Source organism: Pseudomonas sp. FSL W7-0098 (assembly GCF_005930585.1).
In the GTDB taxonomy this organism is placed as follows: Bacteria; Pseudomonadota; Gammaproteobacteria; order Pseudomonadales; family Pseudomonadaceae; genus Aquipseudomonas; species Aquipseudomonas bubulae.
In genome coordinates this window covers 314537-332719 of record NZ_RXHW01000001.1, presented here as the reverse complement: position 1 = coordinate 332719, position 18183 = coordinate 314537, and the positions used below count along the sequence as shown (strand labels likewise).

Below are 18183 nucleotides of genomic sequence, written 5' to 3'. Positions count from 1 at the left end.
CTGACTAAAAGCCCCTCTCCCAAAGGGAGAGGGGCTTTGAACTGCCCGGTTAAAACAATCCCGCCGCAATATTGATCGAAAACCCCAGCACGGCCGTGTTGAACAAAAACCCCAGCAGTGAATGCCCCAGCACCGCCTTGCGCATTTCTCGGGTAGCGATACTCACATCAGCTGTTTGTACCGCAACACTGAGGGTGAAAGAGAAGTACATAAAGTCCCAGTAGTCCGGGTTCAGTTCCCCTTCAGGGAAGCGCAACGCCGGCTCAGTCCCTTCGTTGTTATAGAACAGTCTTGCGTAATGCAGGCTGAAAATCACCCCGATCATCAACCACGAACCCACCACCGTCAGCCCGGTAAAACCGTAATGCATCAGGCGATCGTCATCGCTGAGCTTGCTGCCTGACAGTTCAAGGGTAACGGCAGCCAGACTGGCAATCGAAGCAATGCATACGGTGATCAACACCATACTGGCGTTTTCATCTTCCACTTCGGCTGTACTTTTCACGTCACTGGCTTTGGAACGGATCACCAGCCAGAGCGTCATTGCCAGATACAGCCAGACACCGGCATTCCAGCCCAGCAGGAATTTGCTGGTCAGAGTGGAGGCTGGAGCAAAGATGCCTACTGCCACCCCGATCAGGGTGGCGACAGTAAGGCGAGGATGGGTGCGGGCAAGGTGCGGCATAAACAATCCCTGTTACCAGTTAATACAGCACCTTAGCACGCAGCGCGCTGGCTTAACGCTGACGAGGTTTACTTCTTGTCAGTTTCATTACAACAACGAAGAACACTGGCACAAATACCACTGCCAGGGTGGCGACGATCATGCCGCCAATCACCCCCGTACCGATGGCCTGCTGGCTGGCCGAGCTGGCCCCCGTGGCAATGGCCAGTGGCACTACACCGAGGATAAACGCCAGCGATGTCATGACAATCGGCCGTAGACGAAGGCGGGCGGCTTGCACGGTAGCGTCCACCAGATCATGGCCTTCGTCGTACAGCGTCTTGGCAAACTCGATGATCAAGATGGCGTTCTTCGCGGACAAACCAATAATCGTAATCAGGCCTACTTTGAAGAATACGTCATTGGGCATCCCGCGCAGCGTGACTGCCAGCACGGCGCCCAGGACGCCCAATGGCACTACGAGCAACACCGCAGTCGGTATCGACCAGCTCTCGTACAACGCTGCCAGGCACAGGAACACGATCAGCAGCGACAAGGCCAGCAGAACCGGTGCCTGCGCCCCGGAAACCTGCTCCTGCAAGGACAGGCCGGTCCATTCCAGCCCCAGACCTGCAGGCAACTGGTCGACCAGACGCTGCACTTCTACCATCGCCTCGCCGGTGCTGTGGCCGGCAGCCGACTCGCCGGAGATGCTAATCGCCGGGTAACCGTTGTAGCGGGTCAACTGCGATGGCCCCTGGATCCAGCGGGCCTCGACAAAGGCCGAGAGCGGTACCATCTTGACCTGGTCGTTGCGCACATTGATTTTCAGCAAGTCTTCGACCTGGCTGCGCTGGTCGCCTTCAGCCTGCACCACGACCCGCTGCATGCGCCCCTGGTTCGGAAAGTCGTTGATATAGGCCGACCCTACGGCGGTAGACAGCACTGCGCCGATGTCTGCAAAGGAGATGCCCAGCGCATTGGCGCGCTTGCGATCGACCTCCAGCTGCACTTGCGGGCTCTCTGCCAGTGCTTCTTCGCGGACATTGGCCAGCACCGGGCTTTTTTCCGCCAGTGCCAGCAGTTCGCTGCGGGCTTGCATCAAGGCGTCATAACCGACCCCGCCGCGGTCTTGCAGGCGGAACTCAAAACCACTGGACGTACCCAGGCCGCTGACCGGGGGTGGCAAGATGGCAAAGGCAATCGCGTCCTTGATTTCACTGAAGGCAGCGTTGGCCCGATCGGCGATGGCAGACGCCGAGTCTTTGGCGCCGCGTTGCGACCAGTCCTTCAGGGTGGTGAAGGCCAGTGCCGCGTTTTGCCCGCTGCCCGAGAAGCTGAAACCCAGAATCATCGTGGTGTTGCCCACGCCGGTCTCGCTGGCGTTGTGGGCCTCGATCTGCTCGACCACGTTGATTGTGCGGTTCTGGCTGGCACCGGGTGGCAACTGGATATCGGTGATGATGTAACCCTGATCCTCGACCGGTAAAAAAGACGAGGGCAGGCGCGCAAAGCACAACACCAGAACCACCAGCAAAGCACCATATAGCAGCAGATAGCGGCCGCTGCGCTTGATCAGATGCACCACCCAGTTTTCATAACCTGCGCTCAGGTGCTCGAACTTGCGGTTGAACCAGCCAAAAAACCCGCCCTTGGCGTGATGCTCGCCCTTGGCGATCGGCTTGAGCAGGGTTGCGCACAGCGCCGGGGTCAATGACAGGGCCAGAAATGCCGAGAACAGAATCGAGGTCGCCATCGACAGCGAGAACTGCTGGTAAATAACCCCCACCGAGCCCGGCATGAATGCCATCGGAATAAACACGGCCACCAGCACCAGGGTGATGCCGACAATCGCGCCGCTGATCTGGGTCATCGCCTTGCGTGTGGCCTCGCGGGGCGACAACCCCTCGCTGACCATGATCCGCTCGACGTTCTCCACCACCACAATGGCATCGTCCACCAGAATGCCGATGGCCAGCACCATGCCGAACATGGTCAGGACGTTGATCGAGAATCCCAGTACCAGCATCGTGGCGAACGTGCCCATCAGCGCCACCGGCACCACCAGGGTCGGGATCAGGGTGTAGCGAATGTTCTGCAAGAACAGGTACATCACCAGAAACACCAGCACCATGGCTTCGACCAGGGTGTAGATGACCTTGGTAATCGAGACTTTGACAAAGGGCGTGGTGTCATAGGGGATGGTGTACTCGACACCGGCCGGGAAGTAGCGGCTGAGCTCGTCCATCTTGGCGCGAATCAGGTTGCCGGTATTCAGCGCGTTGGCTTCCGGGGCCAGCTTGACGCTGAAGGCGCTGGCCGACTTGCCGTTCAAGCGGGTGCCGTACTGGTATTCCTGGCTACCGATCTCAACCCGGGCCACATCGCTGACGCGCACGGTTGAACCGTCCGGGTTGGCGCGCAGGACAATATCGGCAAACTCTTGCGGGGTTGAGAGCTGACCCTTGACCAGTACCGTGGCGGTTATTTCCTGGGTAGAACGACCCGGCAAGTCGCCGATGCTGCCTGCCGATACCTGGGCGTTCTGGCTGGCAATGGCCTGGTTGACATCCGCTGGGGTCAGGTTGAAACCGATCAGCTTCTGCGGGTCGATCCAGATGCGCATGGCCCGCTCGGCACCATACAGCTGGGCCTTGCCGACGCCGTCGATACGCTTGACCTCGTTCATCACGTTGCGCGCCAGGTAGTCGCTTAGCGCGACCTCGTCCAGCGTGCTGGTGCTGTCGGCGGTCAGGGTCACCAGCATCAGAAAGCCCGAGGAGATCTTCTCCACCTGCAAGCCTTGCTGGATAACCGCCTGGGGCAGGCGTGATTCCACCGCTTTAAGGCGGTTCTGGACATCCACCTGGGCCATTTCCGGGTCAGTGCCGGGTTTGAACGTCGCGGTAATGCTGGCACTGCCCAGGCTGCTTTGGGATTCGAAATAGAGCAGGCCGTCGGTACCGTTGAGCTCCTGCTCGATCAGACTGACTACGCTTTCGTCCAGGGTTTGTGCCGAGGCGCCGGGGTAAATCGCGTACACCTCGACCTGCGGCGGTGCCACATCGGGGTATTTGGCGACGGGCAGCTGCGGGATGGCCAAAGCCCCCGCCAGCATAATGAACAACGCAACGACCCAGGCAAAGACCGGGCGGTCGATAAAGAACTGCGGCATGCTCACCGATCCGTGGAGTGTGCGAGAGGAAGTGTCGGGTCATCTATTTGTACTTGTTCGCCCGGGCGGGCGTGTTGCAGGCCTTCAGTGACAATCCGGTCACCGGCCTTAAGCCCGGACGTGACCGCCCAGCGATCATTCTGCGCGCCGCCCAGTTGTACCGGTTGCAGCTGCACGCGGTTGTCGGCATCGATCAGCAGCACCTGGGCGATGCCGGCGCTGTCGCGCAGGATTGCCCGTTGCGGCACGCTGATGCCTTCCTTGTTGACGGCCTGTTCCAGGCGTACCCGCACAAAGCTGCCGGGCAACAGGTCGTAGTCCGGGTTGGGGAACTCGCTGCGCAGAATGATCTGCCCGGTGCTCGGGTCCACGGTGACGTCGGTGAACAGCAGCTTGCCCGGCAACGGGTAGAGACTGCCATTGTCACGAATCAGGGTGGCCCTGGCCTGTTGCTTGCCAACTTGTTGCAATTCGCCAGCGCGGAAAGCTTCACGCAGGTTGTCCAGGTCGCGGGTGGACTGGGTGAGGTCGACATGGATCGGGTTCAGTTGCTGGATGCGCGCCATTGGCGTGACCTCGCCCTGGCCAACCAGTGCACCTTCCGTAACCAGCGCCCGGCCAATGCGCCCGGAAATCGGCGCGGTCACGGTGGCATAGCCCAGGTTCAGTTTTGCCCGCTGGACGGCGGCCTTGTTGGCAGCCACATCGGCGTTGGCCTGCTGGGCCGCTGCCCGTGCGTTGTCATGATCCTGGCGGCTGATGGCATTGATGCCGATCAGCTCGGCATAACGCTGGTCCTGCAGTTTTGCCTGCAGGGCCACTGCCTCGGATTTGCGCAATGCTGCCTGAGCGCTGTCCAGATCGGCCTGAAACGGTGCAGGGTCGATCAAAAACAGCACGTCGCCCTGTTTGACTTCACTGCCTTCGATGTACACGCGCTTGAGCACCACGCCTGCAACACGGGCACTGACTTGCGCCACGCGCGGGGCGACCACGCGCCCGCTCAATTCGTTATTGACCGACAGCGGCGCCGTAGCGATGACTTCGCTGCGCACTTTGGCCAAAGGAGGTCGGGTTTCAGCGACCGGACTTTTGTCACAGGCACTGATGGCCAGGGCCAGGGCCGTGAGAAATAGAGGGGCGAAGAGCTTTTTCAACGATCGTGCCTTCTGAAATATGCGGGATGTTTCTGTTTGGCATGCTAAGCGCAGCACGCAAGGGGCGTTGTGAAGCTATGTAGAGGGAGTGTGAAAAAGTGTGAAGGTTATGCGGCTATCCCTGCCAGGTTGTATATCCTTCGGGTTTCCCCCGGTTGTAAGCAGTTATTATGCCCACTATTTTGCTGGTCGAAGACGATGCCGCACTTTCGGAGCTGATTGCCAGCTATCTGGAGCGCAATGGCTATCAAGTCAGCGTGATTGCCCGAGGTGATCAAGTCTGTGACAGGGCGAGAAGCAACCCGCCTGACCTGGTCATTCTTGACCTGATGTTGCCAGGCCTTGATGGCCTGCAAGTCTGCCGTTTGCTCCGTACCGAGTCAGCAAGCCTGCCGATCCTGATGTTGACAGCCCGCGACGATAGCCATGATCAGGTGCTGGGGCTAGAGATGGGGGCCGACGATTATGTGACAAAACCTTGCGAGCCACGGGTGTTGTTGGCCCGGGTACGCACTCTTTTGCGTCGCAGCAGCCTGGCCGAGCCGCAAGTAGCCAGTGACCGTATCGTTATCGGCAACCTGTGCATCGACCTGTCGGAACGCACCGTCAGTTGGCGCGGGCAGATGATCGAGTTGTCCAGCGGCGAGTACAACCTGCTGGTGGTGCTGGCCCGGCATGCCGGCGAAGTGCTGAGCCGTGACCAGATTCTGCAGCGTCTGCGTGGCATTGAGTTCAACGGTACTGATCGCTCGGTCGATGTGGCCATTTCCAAGCTGCGGCGCAAGTTCGATGACTGCGCCGGCGAAGCGCGCAAGATCAAGACCGTATGGGGCAAGGGCTACCTGTTCAGTCGCTCGGAATGGGAATGCTGAATCCATGCTCAAGATTCTGATACGCCTGTATCTGGTGACCATCGTGACGTTTGCCACGGCCAGTTACCTGATCCCCGGGGTGATCGTGTCGCTGTTTCATGAGCGCTTCATGAACTACAACATCGACATGTCGCGGGGCATGCAGGCCTTGCTGGTCAAACAGTTCCATCATCTGCCCCCTGAGCAATGGCCTGAACTCGCCCGAGAAATCGACACGCAGTTCCAGCCGATACGGGTCAATCTGCTGCCCATTAGCGATGCCAAGTTCACTGCCGACGAGCAACAGCAGTTGAAGCAGGGGCAGGGCGTCTTGCGCATTGGCGAGTGGGGCTGGCGTACGCTGGTGGTTTCACCGCTGGACGATCAGGTTGCAATCGAATGGGTCATGCCGCCAGACCCCTTTGACATGAATGTGCTGTATTGGAGCATCAACGTACTGATCGGTGCCGCCATGCTCGGTGGCTTGCTGCTTTGGCTGCGACCGCACTGGCGCGACCTGGAGCGACTCAAACTGACCGCGGCACGTATCGGTCAGGGGCAACTCAGCGAGCGTACGCAGATCTCCCAACGTTCCAATATTCACGGCCTGGCCACGGTGTTCGACGCCATGGCGCAGGATGTCGAGCACCTGCTCAACCAGCAGCGGGACCTGCTCAATGCGGTATCCCACGAGTTGCGTACGCCATTGACGCGCCTGGACTTCGGCCTGGCCCTGGTTTTGTGCGACGACTTGCCCCGGGCTAGCCGTGAGCGCCTGCAAGTGCTGGTGGGGCATATTCGCGAACTGGATGGGCTGGTGCTTGAGCTGCTGTCATTCAGCCGCCTGCAAAACCCGGCTTTGATGCCGGAAAGGGTAGAGGTCTCGCTGGACGAGTTTATCGACAGCATCCTCGGCAGTTTCGATGAGGAGCTCGAAGCGCCCGAAATCGTGCTGGATGTGTTGTTACACGGTGCTCAAGAGCGTTTTGCCCTTGATCCGCACCTGACTGCCCGGGCGCTGCAAAACCTGTTGCGCAATGCCATGCGTTATTGCGACCGACGAATTCAGGTGGGTGTAAGCGTCACTGCGCAAGGCTGTGAGATGTGGGTAGATGACGATGGCATCGGCATTCCCGAACAGGAACGCGAGCGAATTTTTGAGCCGTTCTACCGCCTGGATCGCAGTCGCGACCGGGCAACCGGGGGCTTCGGCCTGGGCCTGGCGATCAGTCGTCGCGCCCTGCAAGCGCAGGGCGGGACGCTGAATGTCGAACAATCGCCTCTGGGCGGCGCCCGCTTCAAGCTCTGGTTGCCGGCCTGAAGAAGGAGACTGCGACCTAGATGGAACGTCGCTGGCGACTCACATGCTTCAAGCCTTCAATAATCAGCACGACCACCGCGAGCCAGATAGGGCCATAGGTCAGCCATTGGCCCTCTTCCAGGCTGTCGCCCAGCAACAGGGCGACAGCGACCAGCAGCACCGGCTCGACATAGCTGAGCAAGCCAAACAAGCTGAAGGGCAGCAGTCGGCTGGCCAGGATGTACGAGAAGCCTGCCGCAGCACTGATAATGCCCATCAGCGGCACCAGCGCATACAGTGCCTGGCGTTGCTCGCCAAGGTCGATATGCGGCCCTGCCAGCACAAACCACAGGGACGCCGGAACCATCAGCAACATGTCCAGCCAGAGGCCACCCAGGTTGTCGATGCCGATCTTCTTGCGCAGCACGAAGTACATCGGGTAGCCGATGGCCACCACCAGGGTCGTCCAGGAGAAGCCGCCGGTGCGATACAGCTCATTGGCCACACCGACCACGGCCAGGGCCGTGGCGATTTTCTGCAGGTGCGACAGGTGCTCGCCGTACACAATGCGGCCGGTGAGGATCATTGTCAGGGGCAACAGGAAGTAACCCAGCGACACATCCAGACCGTGTCCATTGAGCGGCCCCCACATAAACATCCACAGCTGTAGACCGACCAGGAAACTGGTAAGCAGCACGCAAGGAATCAGTAGAGGTTTATCGCGTAAGCGTTTGAAAATTATAGGAACCCATTTCCAGTCGCCAGAGAGGCAGATAAACAGGGTCATGAAGGGCAGCGAGATCAGTATTCGCCAGCCGAAGATTTCCTGGCCATCGAGGGGCCAGAGAAGGGAAGTGAACCAGTACAGAACGCCAAACAGACAGGAAGCCAAAATCGATAGAACAATGCCTTTAGACACAACAACCTCAATGGATCTACAACGTTACTCGTGTGAGTGGGCGCATAGCTTGAGGCTGTTGGCGGTCATTGGCAAACGCCTTTTAAACCAGTTACTTGGGAGTAATTCTTGTTGGTGATGTTTAACTTTGAAAATCGCAAGCAATTACTGGGCCAAAGTCGTTTAAAACGTGCGTTCGTGTTTTGAAAAAAACTGACTAACGGTGGGCTGTTACGGTGCAAAAGGGCAGATTGTGGGAGCGAGCCTGCTCGCGAAGCAGGCAACGCGAGCATTGCAGGAAATCGCAGTGATGCCTTCGCGAGCAGGCTCGCTCCCACTGTTTACACAGAACGGCGCTGGCGTACCAGATGCTTGAAGCCTTCAAAAATCAACACCAGCACGGCCAGCCAGATCGGCAGGTAGGTCAGCCATTGCCCGGCGCTGATGCTTTCACCCAGCAGTAACGCCACCAGCACCAGCAATACCGGTTCGACATAACTGAGCAGGCCAAACAGGCTGAATGCGAGCATGCGGCTGGCGAGGATATAGCTGATCAGGGCCAGGGCACTGATGCCTCCCAGAACCGGAATCAGCGCGTACAGTGCCGGGCGATGGCTGGCCACATCAAAGCCTTGTTCGCCGCTTTGCACAAACCACCAGGCCACCGGCATCAACAGCAACATGTCGACCCACAGGCCGCCGAGGTTGTCGGTGCCTGAGCGCTTGCGCAGCACGAAGTACAAGGGGTACCCGATGGCCACCACCAATGTGGTCCAGGAGAACCCACCCACTCGATACACCTCGTTGGCAACCCCCAGAGTTGCCAGCGCAGCCGCGATTTTTTGCAGATGGGACAACTGCTCGCCATACACCAGGCGCCCGGTGAGCAGCATGGTCAGCGGCAACAGGAAGTAACCCAGCGAAACGTCCAGGCTGTGGCCGTTGAGCGGTGCCCACAGAAACAGCCAGAGTTGCACGCCCACCAGGGCACTGGACGCCAACAGCACGGCAAGGAATTTCGGTTGTTGGCGCAGCCGCGAGAAAATCACCGGCACTAACCGCCAATCGCCGGAAAAACACATGAACAGGGTCATGCAGGGCAGGGTCAGGAGCATCCGCCAGCCGAAGATCTCGGCGCCGCTCAAGGGCCAGAGCAGGGATGTGAAGTAATACATGACACCGAACAGGCTCGATGCCAGAACAGACAGAACAATACCTTTGGACACAACAGCCTCGTTGAAACACGCATTTTGATTATTAGAAGTGCGTAGCTTGAGGCTCTGCGAGCTGCAGGGCAAATGCTTGATTGATTGTGGGCGCCAGATAATCAGTGGGAGCTGGTTTGCCTGCGATGCAGACGCCGCGGTCTGTCTGTCAGACCGCGGTGCTGCCATCGCGGGCAAGCCCGGCTCCCAAAGGTTGTGCTTGATTATGCGTTTTTGATTCCGCGGGTCATGCGCAGGGCCAGCAGGCTGCCGCCCACGATCACCGCTGCCAGCAAGTACAGCGCCACGTCAGTGGAACCGGTGGCGTCTTTGACAAAACCCACCAGGTACGGGCTGAGGAAACCGGCCATTTGTCCCATTGAGTTGATCAGTGCCAGGCCGCCTGCGGCCGCCCCTGCACTGAGCATCGCCGTCGGTACCGGCCAGAACATCGGCAAACCGGTCAGTGCGCCCATGGTGGCAATGGTCAGGCCCAGAATCGCTATGGCCGGCTGGGTGGCGAAATTCACCGCAATCACCAGCCCCAGCGCACCCATCAGCATCGGCACCACCAGGTGCCAGCGGCGTTCCTTGTGCAAGTCGGCAGAACGCCCGACCAGCAACATAAATACCGCTGCCAGCAGGTAGGGAATGGCGCTGATCCAGCCAATCACCAGGGTGTCGCTGAAACCCAGGTTCTTGATGATCGACGGCAACCAGAAGTTGATCGCGTACACGCCACTCTGGATGCAGAAGTAAATCAGGCCAAAGGCCCAGATGGCCGGGTTTTTGAACACTGCCAGCAGCGAATCGGTGGAAGAAGCCGGCTTGCTGTCCGCGTCCAGGCGATGGTCGGCTTCCAGTACCGCCCGCTCGTGGGCACCCAGCCATTTGGCGTTGGCAAAACTGTCACTGAGCAGGTAGATCGCCAGGCCGCCCAGCAACACTGTAGGCACGCCTTGCAGCAGGAACATCCACTGCCAGCCGGCAAGGCCGCCCTGGCCTGCAGCGAAGTGGCTGAGGATCCAGCCGGAGAACGGCCCACCGATCAAGCCCGAAACAGGAATGGCACACATGAACAGCGCCATGATCCGGCCACGACGAAACGTCGGGAACCACTGCGACAGATACAGCACCACGCCCGGGAAAAAGCCCGCTTCAGCCGCGCCGGTCAGCAGGCGCAGGGTATAGAAGCCAGTAGGCGTGGTGACAAACATCAGGCAGGTCGACAGTGTGCCCCAACTGATCATCATCACTGCAATCCAGCGCCTGGGGCCGAATCGGGTCAGGGCCAGATTGCTCGGTACGCCACACAAGACGTAGCCGATAAAGAAGATCCCGGCACCCAGGCCGTAGACCGTTTCGCTGAACTTGAGGGCGTCAAGCATCTGTAATTTGGCAAAGCCAACGTTTACCCGGTCGAGGTAATTGAACAGATAGCAGATAAAAATAAACGGAATCAAGCGCAGGGTGATGCGTTTGTAGATGGCGTTTTTATCGTCATCGCTGATCAGCGATGCGGTGGCGCTCTGTGACATCTTATGTCTCTCTTTATTATGTTTTTTCACGATCCAGGGGTAACGTTGACCGCAGCTTGAGTCTCGGTCACCACAACGCTGCTGTCTTTGTGCTGTCGCACAGCATTTCGCCAAGCGCTCTGTGCCCGTGAACAAATGTACCCAAGGATAGTCACCCCATGTTTGAACTGGACCACGATTTGGCGCAGGACATCGTTGACCGTGCGATGGCCATTTTGCCTTACAACGTAAACGTTATGGACAGCCAGGGCCTGATCCTGGGCAGTGGCGAGCCCGAGCGTATCAATACCCGGCACGAAGGGGCGCAATTGGTGCTGGCCAATGGACGGGTGGTGGAAATCGACGCACAAACGGCCAAATGCCTTAAGGGCGTGCAGCCGGGTATCAACTTGCCACTGCTGCTCGACCAGCGACTGATCGGGGTGCTGGGCCTGACTGGCGAGCCCGAACTGCTGCGTACCTATGCCGAACTGGTGCGCATGACCGCTGAAATGCTGGTGGGCCAGCGCTTTCAGCAGGCCGAGCAACAATGGCGACGCCAGCGTTGTGATGACTTGGTGGCTTTGCTGCTCAGCGAGGGCGGTGACTCCCCGCGCCTGATTGATGAGGCCCAGCAGCTGGGGCTCAAGCCGCAGCTGTCTCGCATCCCCTATCTGTTCGAGCTGGGTAAGGGACAAAGTGCCGAGGCTTTGAGTGCCTGGTTGCAATCACGCTACCCGGACAGCTGGTGTGTGTGCCCGGCAACCGGGTCCCTGCTGTGGTGCCGCCCTGCAACCGCTGCACTGGATGATCTGCGTTTGCTGGAGAGGCTCGACGGCCAGGGCTGGCAGGTATTGCGCATTGCTGCGGGCGGGCAGGCCGATGCGCTCAAGGGGTTGCGCCGCTGTTACCGCCGGGTGGGGGACTTGCTGGCCTATGGCCGTGATGTGCTGCCGCACACCCGGTTGTTAACCCTTGATCGCTATCGCTTGCCGGTAATGCTGTGGCGCCATCGCAATGATGATGCATTGGAAGAACTGCTCGGCCCGCTGCACAAAGTAGTGGCCAAGGACGCCAATGGCCAATTGATTACCACACTGCGCAGTTGGTGCGAGCACGACGGCCAGAGCCAGGCCTGCGCCGATGCGCTGGGGATTCATCGCAACAGCCTGCGTTATCGGATGGAGCGCATCGCGGAATTGAGCGGCGTCGACCCCTTGAGCCTCAATGGCATGCTGGCCCTTTATCTGGGGGTGCAGTTACTGCCCCAGAGCTGAGCATTGTCCAAATGAACAACAAAGCCCGTGATTGCTTGTGCGCCCGACTGGCGTGTTTTCGCCCCGTTGCTGGCAGCATGGAAGGCATAAGAACTGGAGATGCGCCCCATGAAAATCGTGATTGCCCCCGACTCGTTCAAAGACAGTCTGAGTGCCGAAAAAGTCGCCGATGCGATCGCTGCCGGTCTGGCTGATGTCATGCCCCACGCGCAGTTGATCAAATGCCCGATGGCCGATGGTGGTGAAGGCACAGTCGAGGCGATCGTCGCCGCCGGTAATGGCCAGTTGCGCCGCAATCATGTGCAAGGCCCTCTGGGCGCGCCGATCGAGGCCCATTGGGGCTGGCTGCCGGACAGCCACACAGCCATCATCGAAATGGCCGAAGCCAGCGGCCTGCAACTGCTCAAGCCGGAGCAGCGCAATGCCTGCATCACCAGCACCTTCGGTACTGGCGAACTGATCAAGGCTGCCCTGGACGCCGGTGCCCGCAGGGTGATCCTGGCTATCGGCGGCAGTGCAACCAACGACGCCGGGGCCGGCGCGTTGCAGGCCCTGGGTCTGGGCTTGTTCGATGCCCAGGGCAACCACCTGCCGCGTGGCGGCCTGGCGCTGGCCCATGTGGCGCGTATCGAACTGTCAGGCCTGGACCCGCGCCTGGCCGAAGTACGCTTTGAAATTGCCGCCGACGTCAACAACCCGCTGTGTGGCGAGCACGGTGCTTCGGCAATCTTCGGCCCGCAAAAAGGCGCATCCGCCGAACAGGTGCGCTTGCTGGATCAGGCGCTGGGGCACTTTGCCGATCACTGTGCAAACGTGCTGCCCAAGGATGTGCGCCACGAGCCGGGCTCGGGCGCTGCCGGCGGGCTGGGGTTTGCTGCCAAGGCGTTCTTCGGCGCGCAGTTTCGCGCCGGGGTTGAAGTAGTGGCCGAGCTTGTAGGGTTGGCAGAAGCGGTGAAGGGCGCAGACCTGGTAATCACCGGTGAAGGCCGTTTCGATGCCCAGACCCTGCGCGGCAAAACCCCCTTTGGCGTGGCGAGCATCGCCCGCGCTGAAGGGGTCCCGGTGGTGATATTGGCCGGCACGTTGGGCGAGGGGTATCAGGCGCTGTATGAGCACGGCATTAACGCGGCATTTGCAATTGCCAGCGGCCCGATGACTCTGCAGGACGCCTGCGCCCGGGCAGCGCCATTGCTCACCGACCGGGCGCGGGATATTGCGCGGTTGCTGATCCTGGCCCGGGGTTAAATACCCCCCCTGTGGGAGCAGGCTTGCTCGCGAAAGCATCGCTGTGGTTTGCCAGACCGACCGCGTCGTTTGCATCGCAGGCAAGCCAGCTCCCGCATTGAGGCTACACATCACAGAATCGTGTAAGCTTTGCGGCTCTTCGCATTCGACCCTTAGCGAGCCCTATGCCGTCGCTCTTCAAACGCTCCTTGCTGCCTAAACTGCGCAGCTTTCCGTTGTCCGCCGATGCGCTGAGCATCTTGCCCAGCCCTGCGGATTTTCGCCGCTGCCTGCTGGAGCAGATTGCAGGTGCACGCCATCGCATCACGCTAGTGGCCTTGTACCTGCAACAGGACGAAGCCGGGCAGGAGATCCTCGATGCCCTGCACGCCGCCAAGGCCGCGCGCCCCGAGCTGGAAATTGCCGTGGTGGTTGACTGGCTGCGCGCCCAGCGCGGGTTGATCGGTGCAGGCAAACAGCCCGGCAACGCGGCCTGGTATCAGGCACAAACCGCAGCCCACGACACCCAAGTGCCGATTTATGGCGTGCCGGTGCAGACCCGCGAACTGTTCGGGGTGCTGCATCTCAAGGGCTTTATCGTGGATGACTGCGTGATCTACAGCGGTGCAAGCCTGAACAACGTGTACCTGCACAAGCTCGAAAAGTATCGCTTCGACCGTTACCACCTGCTGCACAACAAACCGCTGGCTGACAGCATGCAGCACTTTGTCCAGCATGATCTGATCGAGAGCAAGGCCGTGCATCGCCTCGATCTGCCCACGTTGCCTACCACTCGCAGCCTGCGTAGCGCTATCGGGGACTTTCGCAGCCACCTGAAAAAAGCCAGCTACGATACCAGCGCCGGGACTGTCGGCCACTTTGGCCTGTCGGTCAGCCCGCTACTGGGGGTGGGTAAAAACAATCAGCTGAGCCGGGTTATTTGTGAACTGATCGCCAGCAGCCAGCAACAGCTGACCATCTGCACCCCGTACTTCAACCTGCCATTGCCGGTGACTCGTGAAATCAACCGGGCTCTGGAACGTGGAGTGCGGATTGATATCGTGGTGGGCGACAAGACCGCCAACGACTTCTATATCCCGCCGAGCGAACCGTTTCGGGTTATCGCAGCGCTGCCGTATCTGTATGAGCTGAGCCTGCGCCGCTTCGCCAAGAGCCATCAGCGCATGATCGACAACGGTCTGTTGAACCTGCATCTGTGGCGCGAAGGTGACAACACCTACCACCTTAAAGGCATGTGGGTGGATGACCGCTACACCTTGCTGACCGGCAATAACCTCAATCCTCGGGCATTCCGCCTGGATCTGGAAAACGGCCTGTTGATCGACGATCCGCGCCGTGAGTTGCTGGAGCCGCGCAGCAAGGAGCTGGAGGCTATCTTTGCCCATACGCAACGTATCGACAACTTCAAGGACCTGGAAACCCTGGCTGATTATCCGCCAGCGGTGGCCAAGTTCCTGCGTCGCGTAAGCCGGGTACGGATCGAACGCCTGCTCTACCGAATTCTCTGAATACCTGTGGGAGCGGGCTTGCTCGCGATAGAAGCGGCGCGGTGTACCTGTCACGGCGCGTCGATGCAATCGCGAGCAAGCCCGCTCCCACAGGGTATGGTCAGGGTAATTGCGGGATATACACCACGCTGCCACCTTCGCGTTTGTGCAACAACCGGTCGCCATTGTCCGGCTGGCTGGTGAGGGTCTGGTGATCCATGCTCAAGTAGCCAAGGGGCAGGGGATCGCCACTGCGGTACTGGGCAAAAATCAGCGTACGTTGCGGGTTGAAATGCTGGCCGCTGGTTTTGTCCAGCCAGGCCATTAACCCGGCACTGTCGCCATCGCGAGGGTAATCCTGGCTCTGGTCGATATAGAAGAACGGCTCGCCTTCATTCTGCACATACATGGGCAGTTTGTTGTCGACATCAATCATCACCATGCGCCACTGATCCCAGGGCGCCTGCTGGCTGGCCCGCGCTTTCACATCCTGGCCAAACTGGATAACCCCGCCGCCGCCGTTGGACCACGGATAGAACACCCCCAGCACCAACAGCAGTAACGTCGTACTCATGCCGAAACCGATGTTCCAGCGGCGCGGGTTGGTTTTGCCTTGCGCCATGCGCCGGGTCACCCACCAGGCCGCCAGCAGTTGGGCCAACGGCACCAGCGGCAACACGTAATAACTGCGCCGGCTGCCGCTGGCGGTGAAAAATACAAACAGCAAACCCAGCCCCCACACCAGCCACCGCGTATTGGGCTCGATATGCCGCCATTGACGTACGGCCATCCACAGCCCGATCATCCAGAACGGTGCCCAGGGCAGGGTGTAGGCCGGCAAGTAGATCAGGTAGGTGTAGATCGGCCCCATATGGTCAAAGGGGTTGAAGAACCGCACCACGTTTTCACGTAGCACCAGTTCCAACCCGCTTTCGCCATAGGTGGGCGCGCCATACAGGTGGGACAGCACGAAGGGCAGCATATATACGGCCCCGGCAACCACCAGGGCGAGGAGCAAACGCAGGTTCAGATGACGCTTCCAGCGTTGTTCACTTAGCAGATGAGGCAACAGCACCAGCCCTGGCAGGATAAAACCGATCAGCCCCTTGAGCAGCGAGGTCAGGGACAGCAACAGGAAAAACACACAGTACCGGCTCAGACGGGTGTCATCGGGGCCGCGCCAGTACCACCAGACTGCCGCCAGCAAGCCGAACACCGTAAGGATGTCCGCCGTGGCCACCCGCGCCCAGAATACAAAGTAGAAGGTCGTGGCCAGCATCCAGCCAGCGATCAGCCCGGTGCCCTTGCGAAACAACTGCTCGCCGAGCAGGTACACCAGCCACACGCTTAGCCAGGCGGCAATAACGGATGACAGGCGCAAGGACCAGTGGCCCAGGCCACCCATCAAGCTTGCGGTTGCCGTGATCAGCCAGTACGAGGGCAGGGGCTTGTCGTAGTAGGGCGAGCCTTTCAGATAAGGATCCAGGTAATCACCGCTCTGCAGCATCTGCAGGGCGATATTGGCCCAGCGGGTTTCCGGGCCCCAGAGCTCCCGTGAACCCAGGCCCAGCAACAAGAGCAGGGCAGATACGGCCAACAACACCAGCAAGCCTTTTTGCTCGCTGTTCCAGCATTTGATCAGAGTCATTCAGGCTGAACCTTGGGAAAGATGAAAATCGCGAGATCACCGCGTTCGTAGCGCTTGCCACCCAGCGGCAGCAGCTCGACTTCGTGGGTTTCCAGTGCCGAATGAGCGCGCATGACCACGCCGACCGAGCCGCGTAAACGTGCCTCCTTCATCCAGCGATCGATGCTATCCATATCAACCTGACGCCCGGCTGAATCGGCATAACCCAAACCATATTTAAGCTCTCCGGTGCTGTTATAGAGCGTGATATCAGGCCGACCCAGGCGCCAGGACAGGGCCGATGCCGCGCCCAGGTCATTGCTGAGCAGCGTGCGGGCCTGACTCAGTTCCTGTACATGCTCGGCAATAAACTGATCGGGCATTTTGCTGTTGATGATCACTCCCGGCATCGCAGCGGGCAACAGCGCCACCAGCACACCCATGCCCATCGCAGGTGCTGCCCACAGCAGCAGCGGGCGTAGGGCTTGCAGGGCGTTGCTAAGCAGCCAGCCCAGCAACACGATATAGGCCAGAGACAGGCTGAACACCTCGGTGTTCTCATACACCGGGCGACTGAATTGCAGGTAAGCCAGTCCAACCAGGCCGGCAACCGCCAATAGCACATTCAACAGGCCGTTGATACGCAGGGTGCGGCCCTTTGCCTGTTCAATCCATGAAACCACGGCTCGGCCCATCAGCAGCGCCAAAGGCAGCAGGCACGGCATGATGTAGGTGGGCAGCTTGCCCTTGCTCATGCTGAAGATGGCCAGTGGCAGCAGCATCCACAACAGCAGAAAGCCGATCGCAGGTTGGCGCTTGTGTTTCCAGGCATCCATCAGGGTTTTCGGCAGCAAGGCCGCCCAGGGCAGGCTGGCGGCCAACAGGATCGGCAGGTAGAACCACCAGGGTTGGGTATGTTGTGCATCGGCCGCGCTGAAACGGCGTACGTGTTCGTTCCAGAAAAAAAACTGCCAGAAGTCCGGTTCCTGATGGTGGATCGCCAGCGCCCACGGCAGGCAGACAGCCACTGCGACAAGGATCGCCAACGGGCCATGGCTCAGCACTTCCTTGACGCGCCGCTGCCACAAGGCATAGGGAGCGGCGATCAACACGGGCAGTAACCAGGCCAGAAACCCCTTGGTCATAAAGCCCATGCCGCAGGCCACGCCCAGCACGGCCCAGGCACCGATGCGCGCGCGGCGAGTGGTGCTGTCAAAGGCATACCAGAGTGCTACCAGACTGAGGTTGACCCAGAAGGTGAACTGCGGGTCGAGGTTGGCATAGCCGGCTTGCCCGGCCACCAGTCCAAAACTCATATACAGCAGTGCGCTGGCAAAACGCTTGCGCGGGTCATGCCACAGGCGCCCGGCAATCAGCCATGCCAGCCAGACACTCAGCCCGGTACTCAGTGCCGAGGCGATCCGCACACCAAACAGGTTGTCACCGAATACAGCTTGCCCGATGGCGATCATCCAGTAACCGGCAACCGGCTTCTCGAAATAGCGCAAGCCCATAAAGTGTGGGGCTACCCAGTTGCCGCTATGGAGCATTTCCTGGCTGATCTGGGCATAGCGGGTTTCGTCAGGTATCCATAAGCCGTGGCTCATCAGCGGCAAAAGATAAAATACGACAAAAGCCAGGATCAAACCGGGTATTGCCCAGCGCTCAACACCTCGAGTGCGGGTATTGCAAGGTACAACGCCAGCCATGCTTTCCATCTGCGCGCCTGTTATCGACGTAAGTTATGGCCAGCACGTTAATCGGGAGGAAGTGGCGGAGA

Annotated in this window: 13 protein-coding genes; 5 read left to right on the top strand and 8 right to left on the bottom strand. The window is 59.7% G+C overall.

What is annotated here, in order from left to right:
* Positions 1-49 precede the first annotated feature (49 nt).
* The 3 genes from FHL07_RS01555 to FHL07_RS01545 are packed head-to-tail and all read right to left on the bottom strand — an operon-like array spanning position 50 to position 4996.
* Complete coding sequence (locus tag FHL07_RS01555) at positions 50-685, bottom strand: DUF1345 domain-containing protein (RefSeq protein WP_095000263.1); 636 nt, start codon at positions 683-685, stop codon at positions 50-52.
* A 52-nt stretch (positions 686-737) separates the two neighbouring features.
* Positions 738-3839, bottom strand: coding sequence for an efflux RND transporter permease subunit (locus FHL07_RS01550; protein WP_138737996.1), 3102 nt, complete (start codon positions 3837-3839; stop codon positions 738-740).
* 2 nt (positions 3840-3841) lie between these two features.
* The gene (locus FHL07_RS01545; protein WP_095000261.1) at positions 3842-4996 is read right to left on the bottom strand and encodes an efflux RND transporter periplasmic adaptor subunit; all 1155 of its coding nucleotides are present in this window, start codon (positions 4994-4996) and stop codon (positions 3842-3844) included.
* A gap of 170 nt (positions 4997-5166) precedes the next feature.
* On the opposite strand from FHL07_RS01545, the gene FHL07_RS01540 reads away from it, so the two are divergent.
* Both FHL07_RS01540 and FHL07_RS01535 read left to right on the top strand, forming a co-directional pair.
* Positions 5167-5868, top strand: a complete 702-nt coding sequence (locus FHL07_RS01540; protein WP_095000260.1) for a response regulator transcription factor — start codon at positions 5167-5169, stop codon at positions 5866-5868.
* Between the two features lie 4 nt (positions 5869-5872).
* Entirely contained in the window at positions 5873-7168 is a 1296-nt protein-coding gene (locus FHL07_RS01535) for an ATP-binding protein (RefSeq protein ID WP_095019187.1), read from the top strand.
* Positions 7169-7184: 16 nt separating this feature from the next.
* Here FHL07_RS01535 and rarD (FHL07_RS01530) read toward each other — a convergent pair whose 3' ends face one another.
* From rarD (FHL07_RS01530) to FHL07_RS01520, 3 genes are all read right to left on the bottom strand, one after another.
* The gene (gene rarD / locus FHL07_RS01530) at positions 7185-8066 is read right to left on the bottom strand and encodes an EamA family transporter RarD (RefSeq protein WP_095019186.1); all 882 of its coding nucleotides are present in this window, start codon (positions 8064-8066) and stop codon (positions 7185-7187) included.
* A gap of 320 nt (positions 8067-8386) precedes the next feature.
* The gene (gene rarD / locus FHL07_RS01525; RefSeq protein ID WP_095000257.1) at positions 8387-9271 is read right to left on the bottom strand and encodes an EamA family transporter RarD; all 885 of its coding nucleotides are present in this window, start codon (positions 9269-9271) and stop codon (positions 8387-8389) included.
* Positions 9272-9474: 203 nt separating this feature from the next.
* Complete coding sequence (locus FHL07_RS01520; RefSeq protein ID WP_095000256.1) at positions 9475-10788, bottom strand: MFS transporter; 1314 nt, start codon at positions 10786-10788, stop codon at positions 9475-9477.
* Positions 10789-10946: 158 nt separating this feature from the next.
* Between FHL07_RS01520 and FHL07_RS01515 the strand changes: the two genes are divergently transcribed.
* From FHL07_RS01515 to pssA, 3 genes are all read left to right on the top strand, one after another.
* Complete coding sequence (locus FHL07_RS01515; protein WP_095000255.1) at positions 10947-12044, top strand: sugar diacid recognition domain-containing protein; 1098 nt, start codon at positions 10947-10949, stop codon at positions 12042-12044.
* A 108-nt stretch (positions 12045-12152) separates the two neighbouring features.
* The gene (locus FHL07_RS01510; protein ID WP_138737995.1) at positions 12153-13289 is read left to right on the top strand and encodes a glycerate kinase; all 1137 of its coding nucleotides are present in this window, start codon (positions 12153-12155) and stop codon (positions 13287-13289) included.
* A gap of 164 nt (positions 13290-13453) precedes the next feature.
* Complete coding sequence (gene pssA / locus FHL07_RS01505; RefSeq protein WP_138737994.1) at positions 13454-14797, top strand: CDP-diacylglycerol--serine O-phosphatidyltransferase; 1344 nt, start codon at positions 13454-13456, stop codon at positions 14795-14797.
* A gap of 100 nt (positions 14798-14897) precedes the next feature.
* Here the strand turns inward: pssA and FHL07_RS01500 are convergent, their stop codons facing one another.
* Both FHL07_RS01500 and arnT read right to left on the bottom strand, forming a co-directional pair.
* Positions 14898-16424 (bottom strand): ArnT family glycosyltransferase, encoded by a 1527-nt coding sequence (locus FHL07_RS01500; RefSeq protein WP_446730755.1) that lies wholly within the window; start codon positions 16422-16424, stop codon positions 14898-14900.
* Positions 16421-18121 (bottom strand): lipid IV(A) 4-amino-4-deoxy-L-arabinosyltransferase, encoded by a 1701-nt coding sequence (gene arnT, locus FHL07_RS01495; RefSeq protein ID WP_095019940.1) that lies wholly within the window; start codon positions 18119-18121, stop codon positions 16421-16423. Before arnT ends, FHL07_RS01500 begins: the two co-directional genes overlap by 4 nt.
* Positions 18122-18183: the final 62 nt, after the last annotated feature.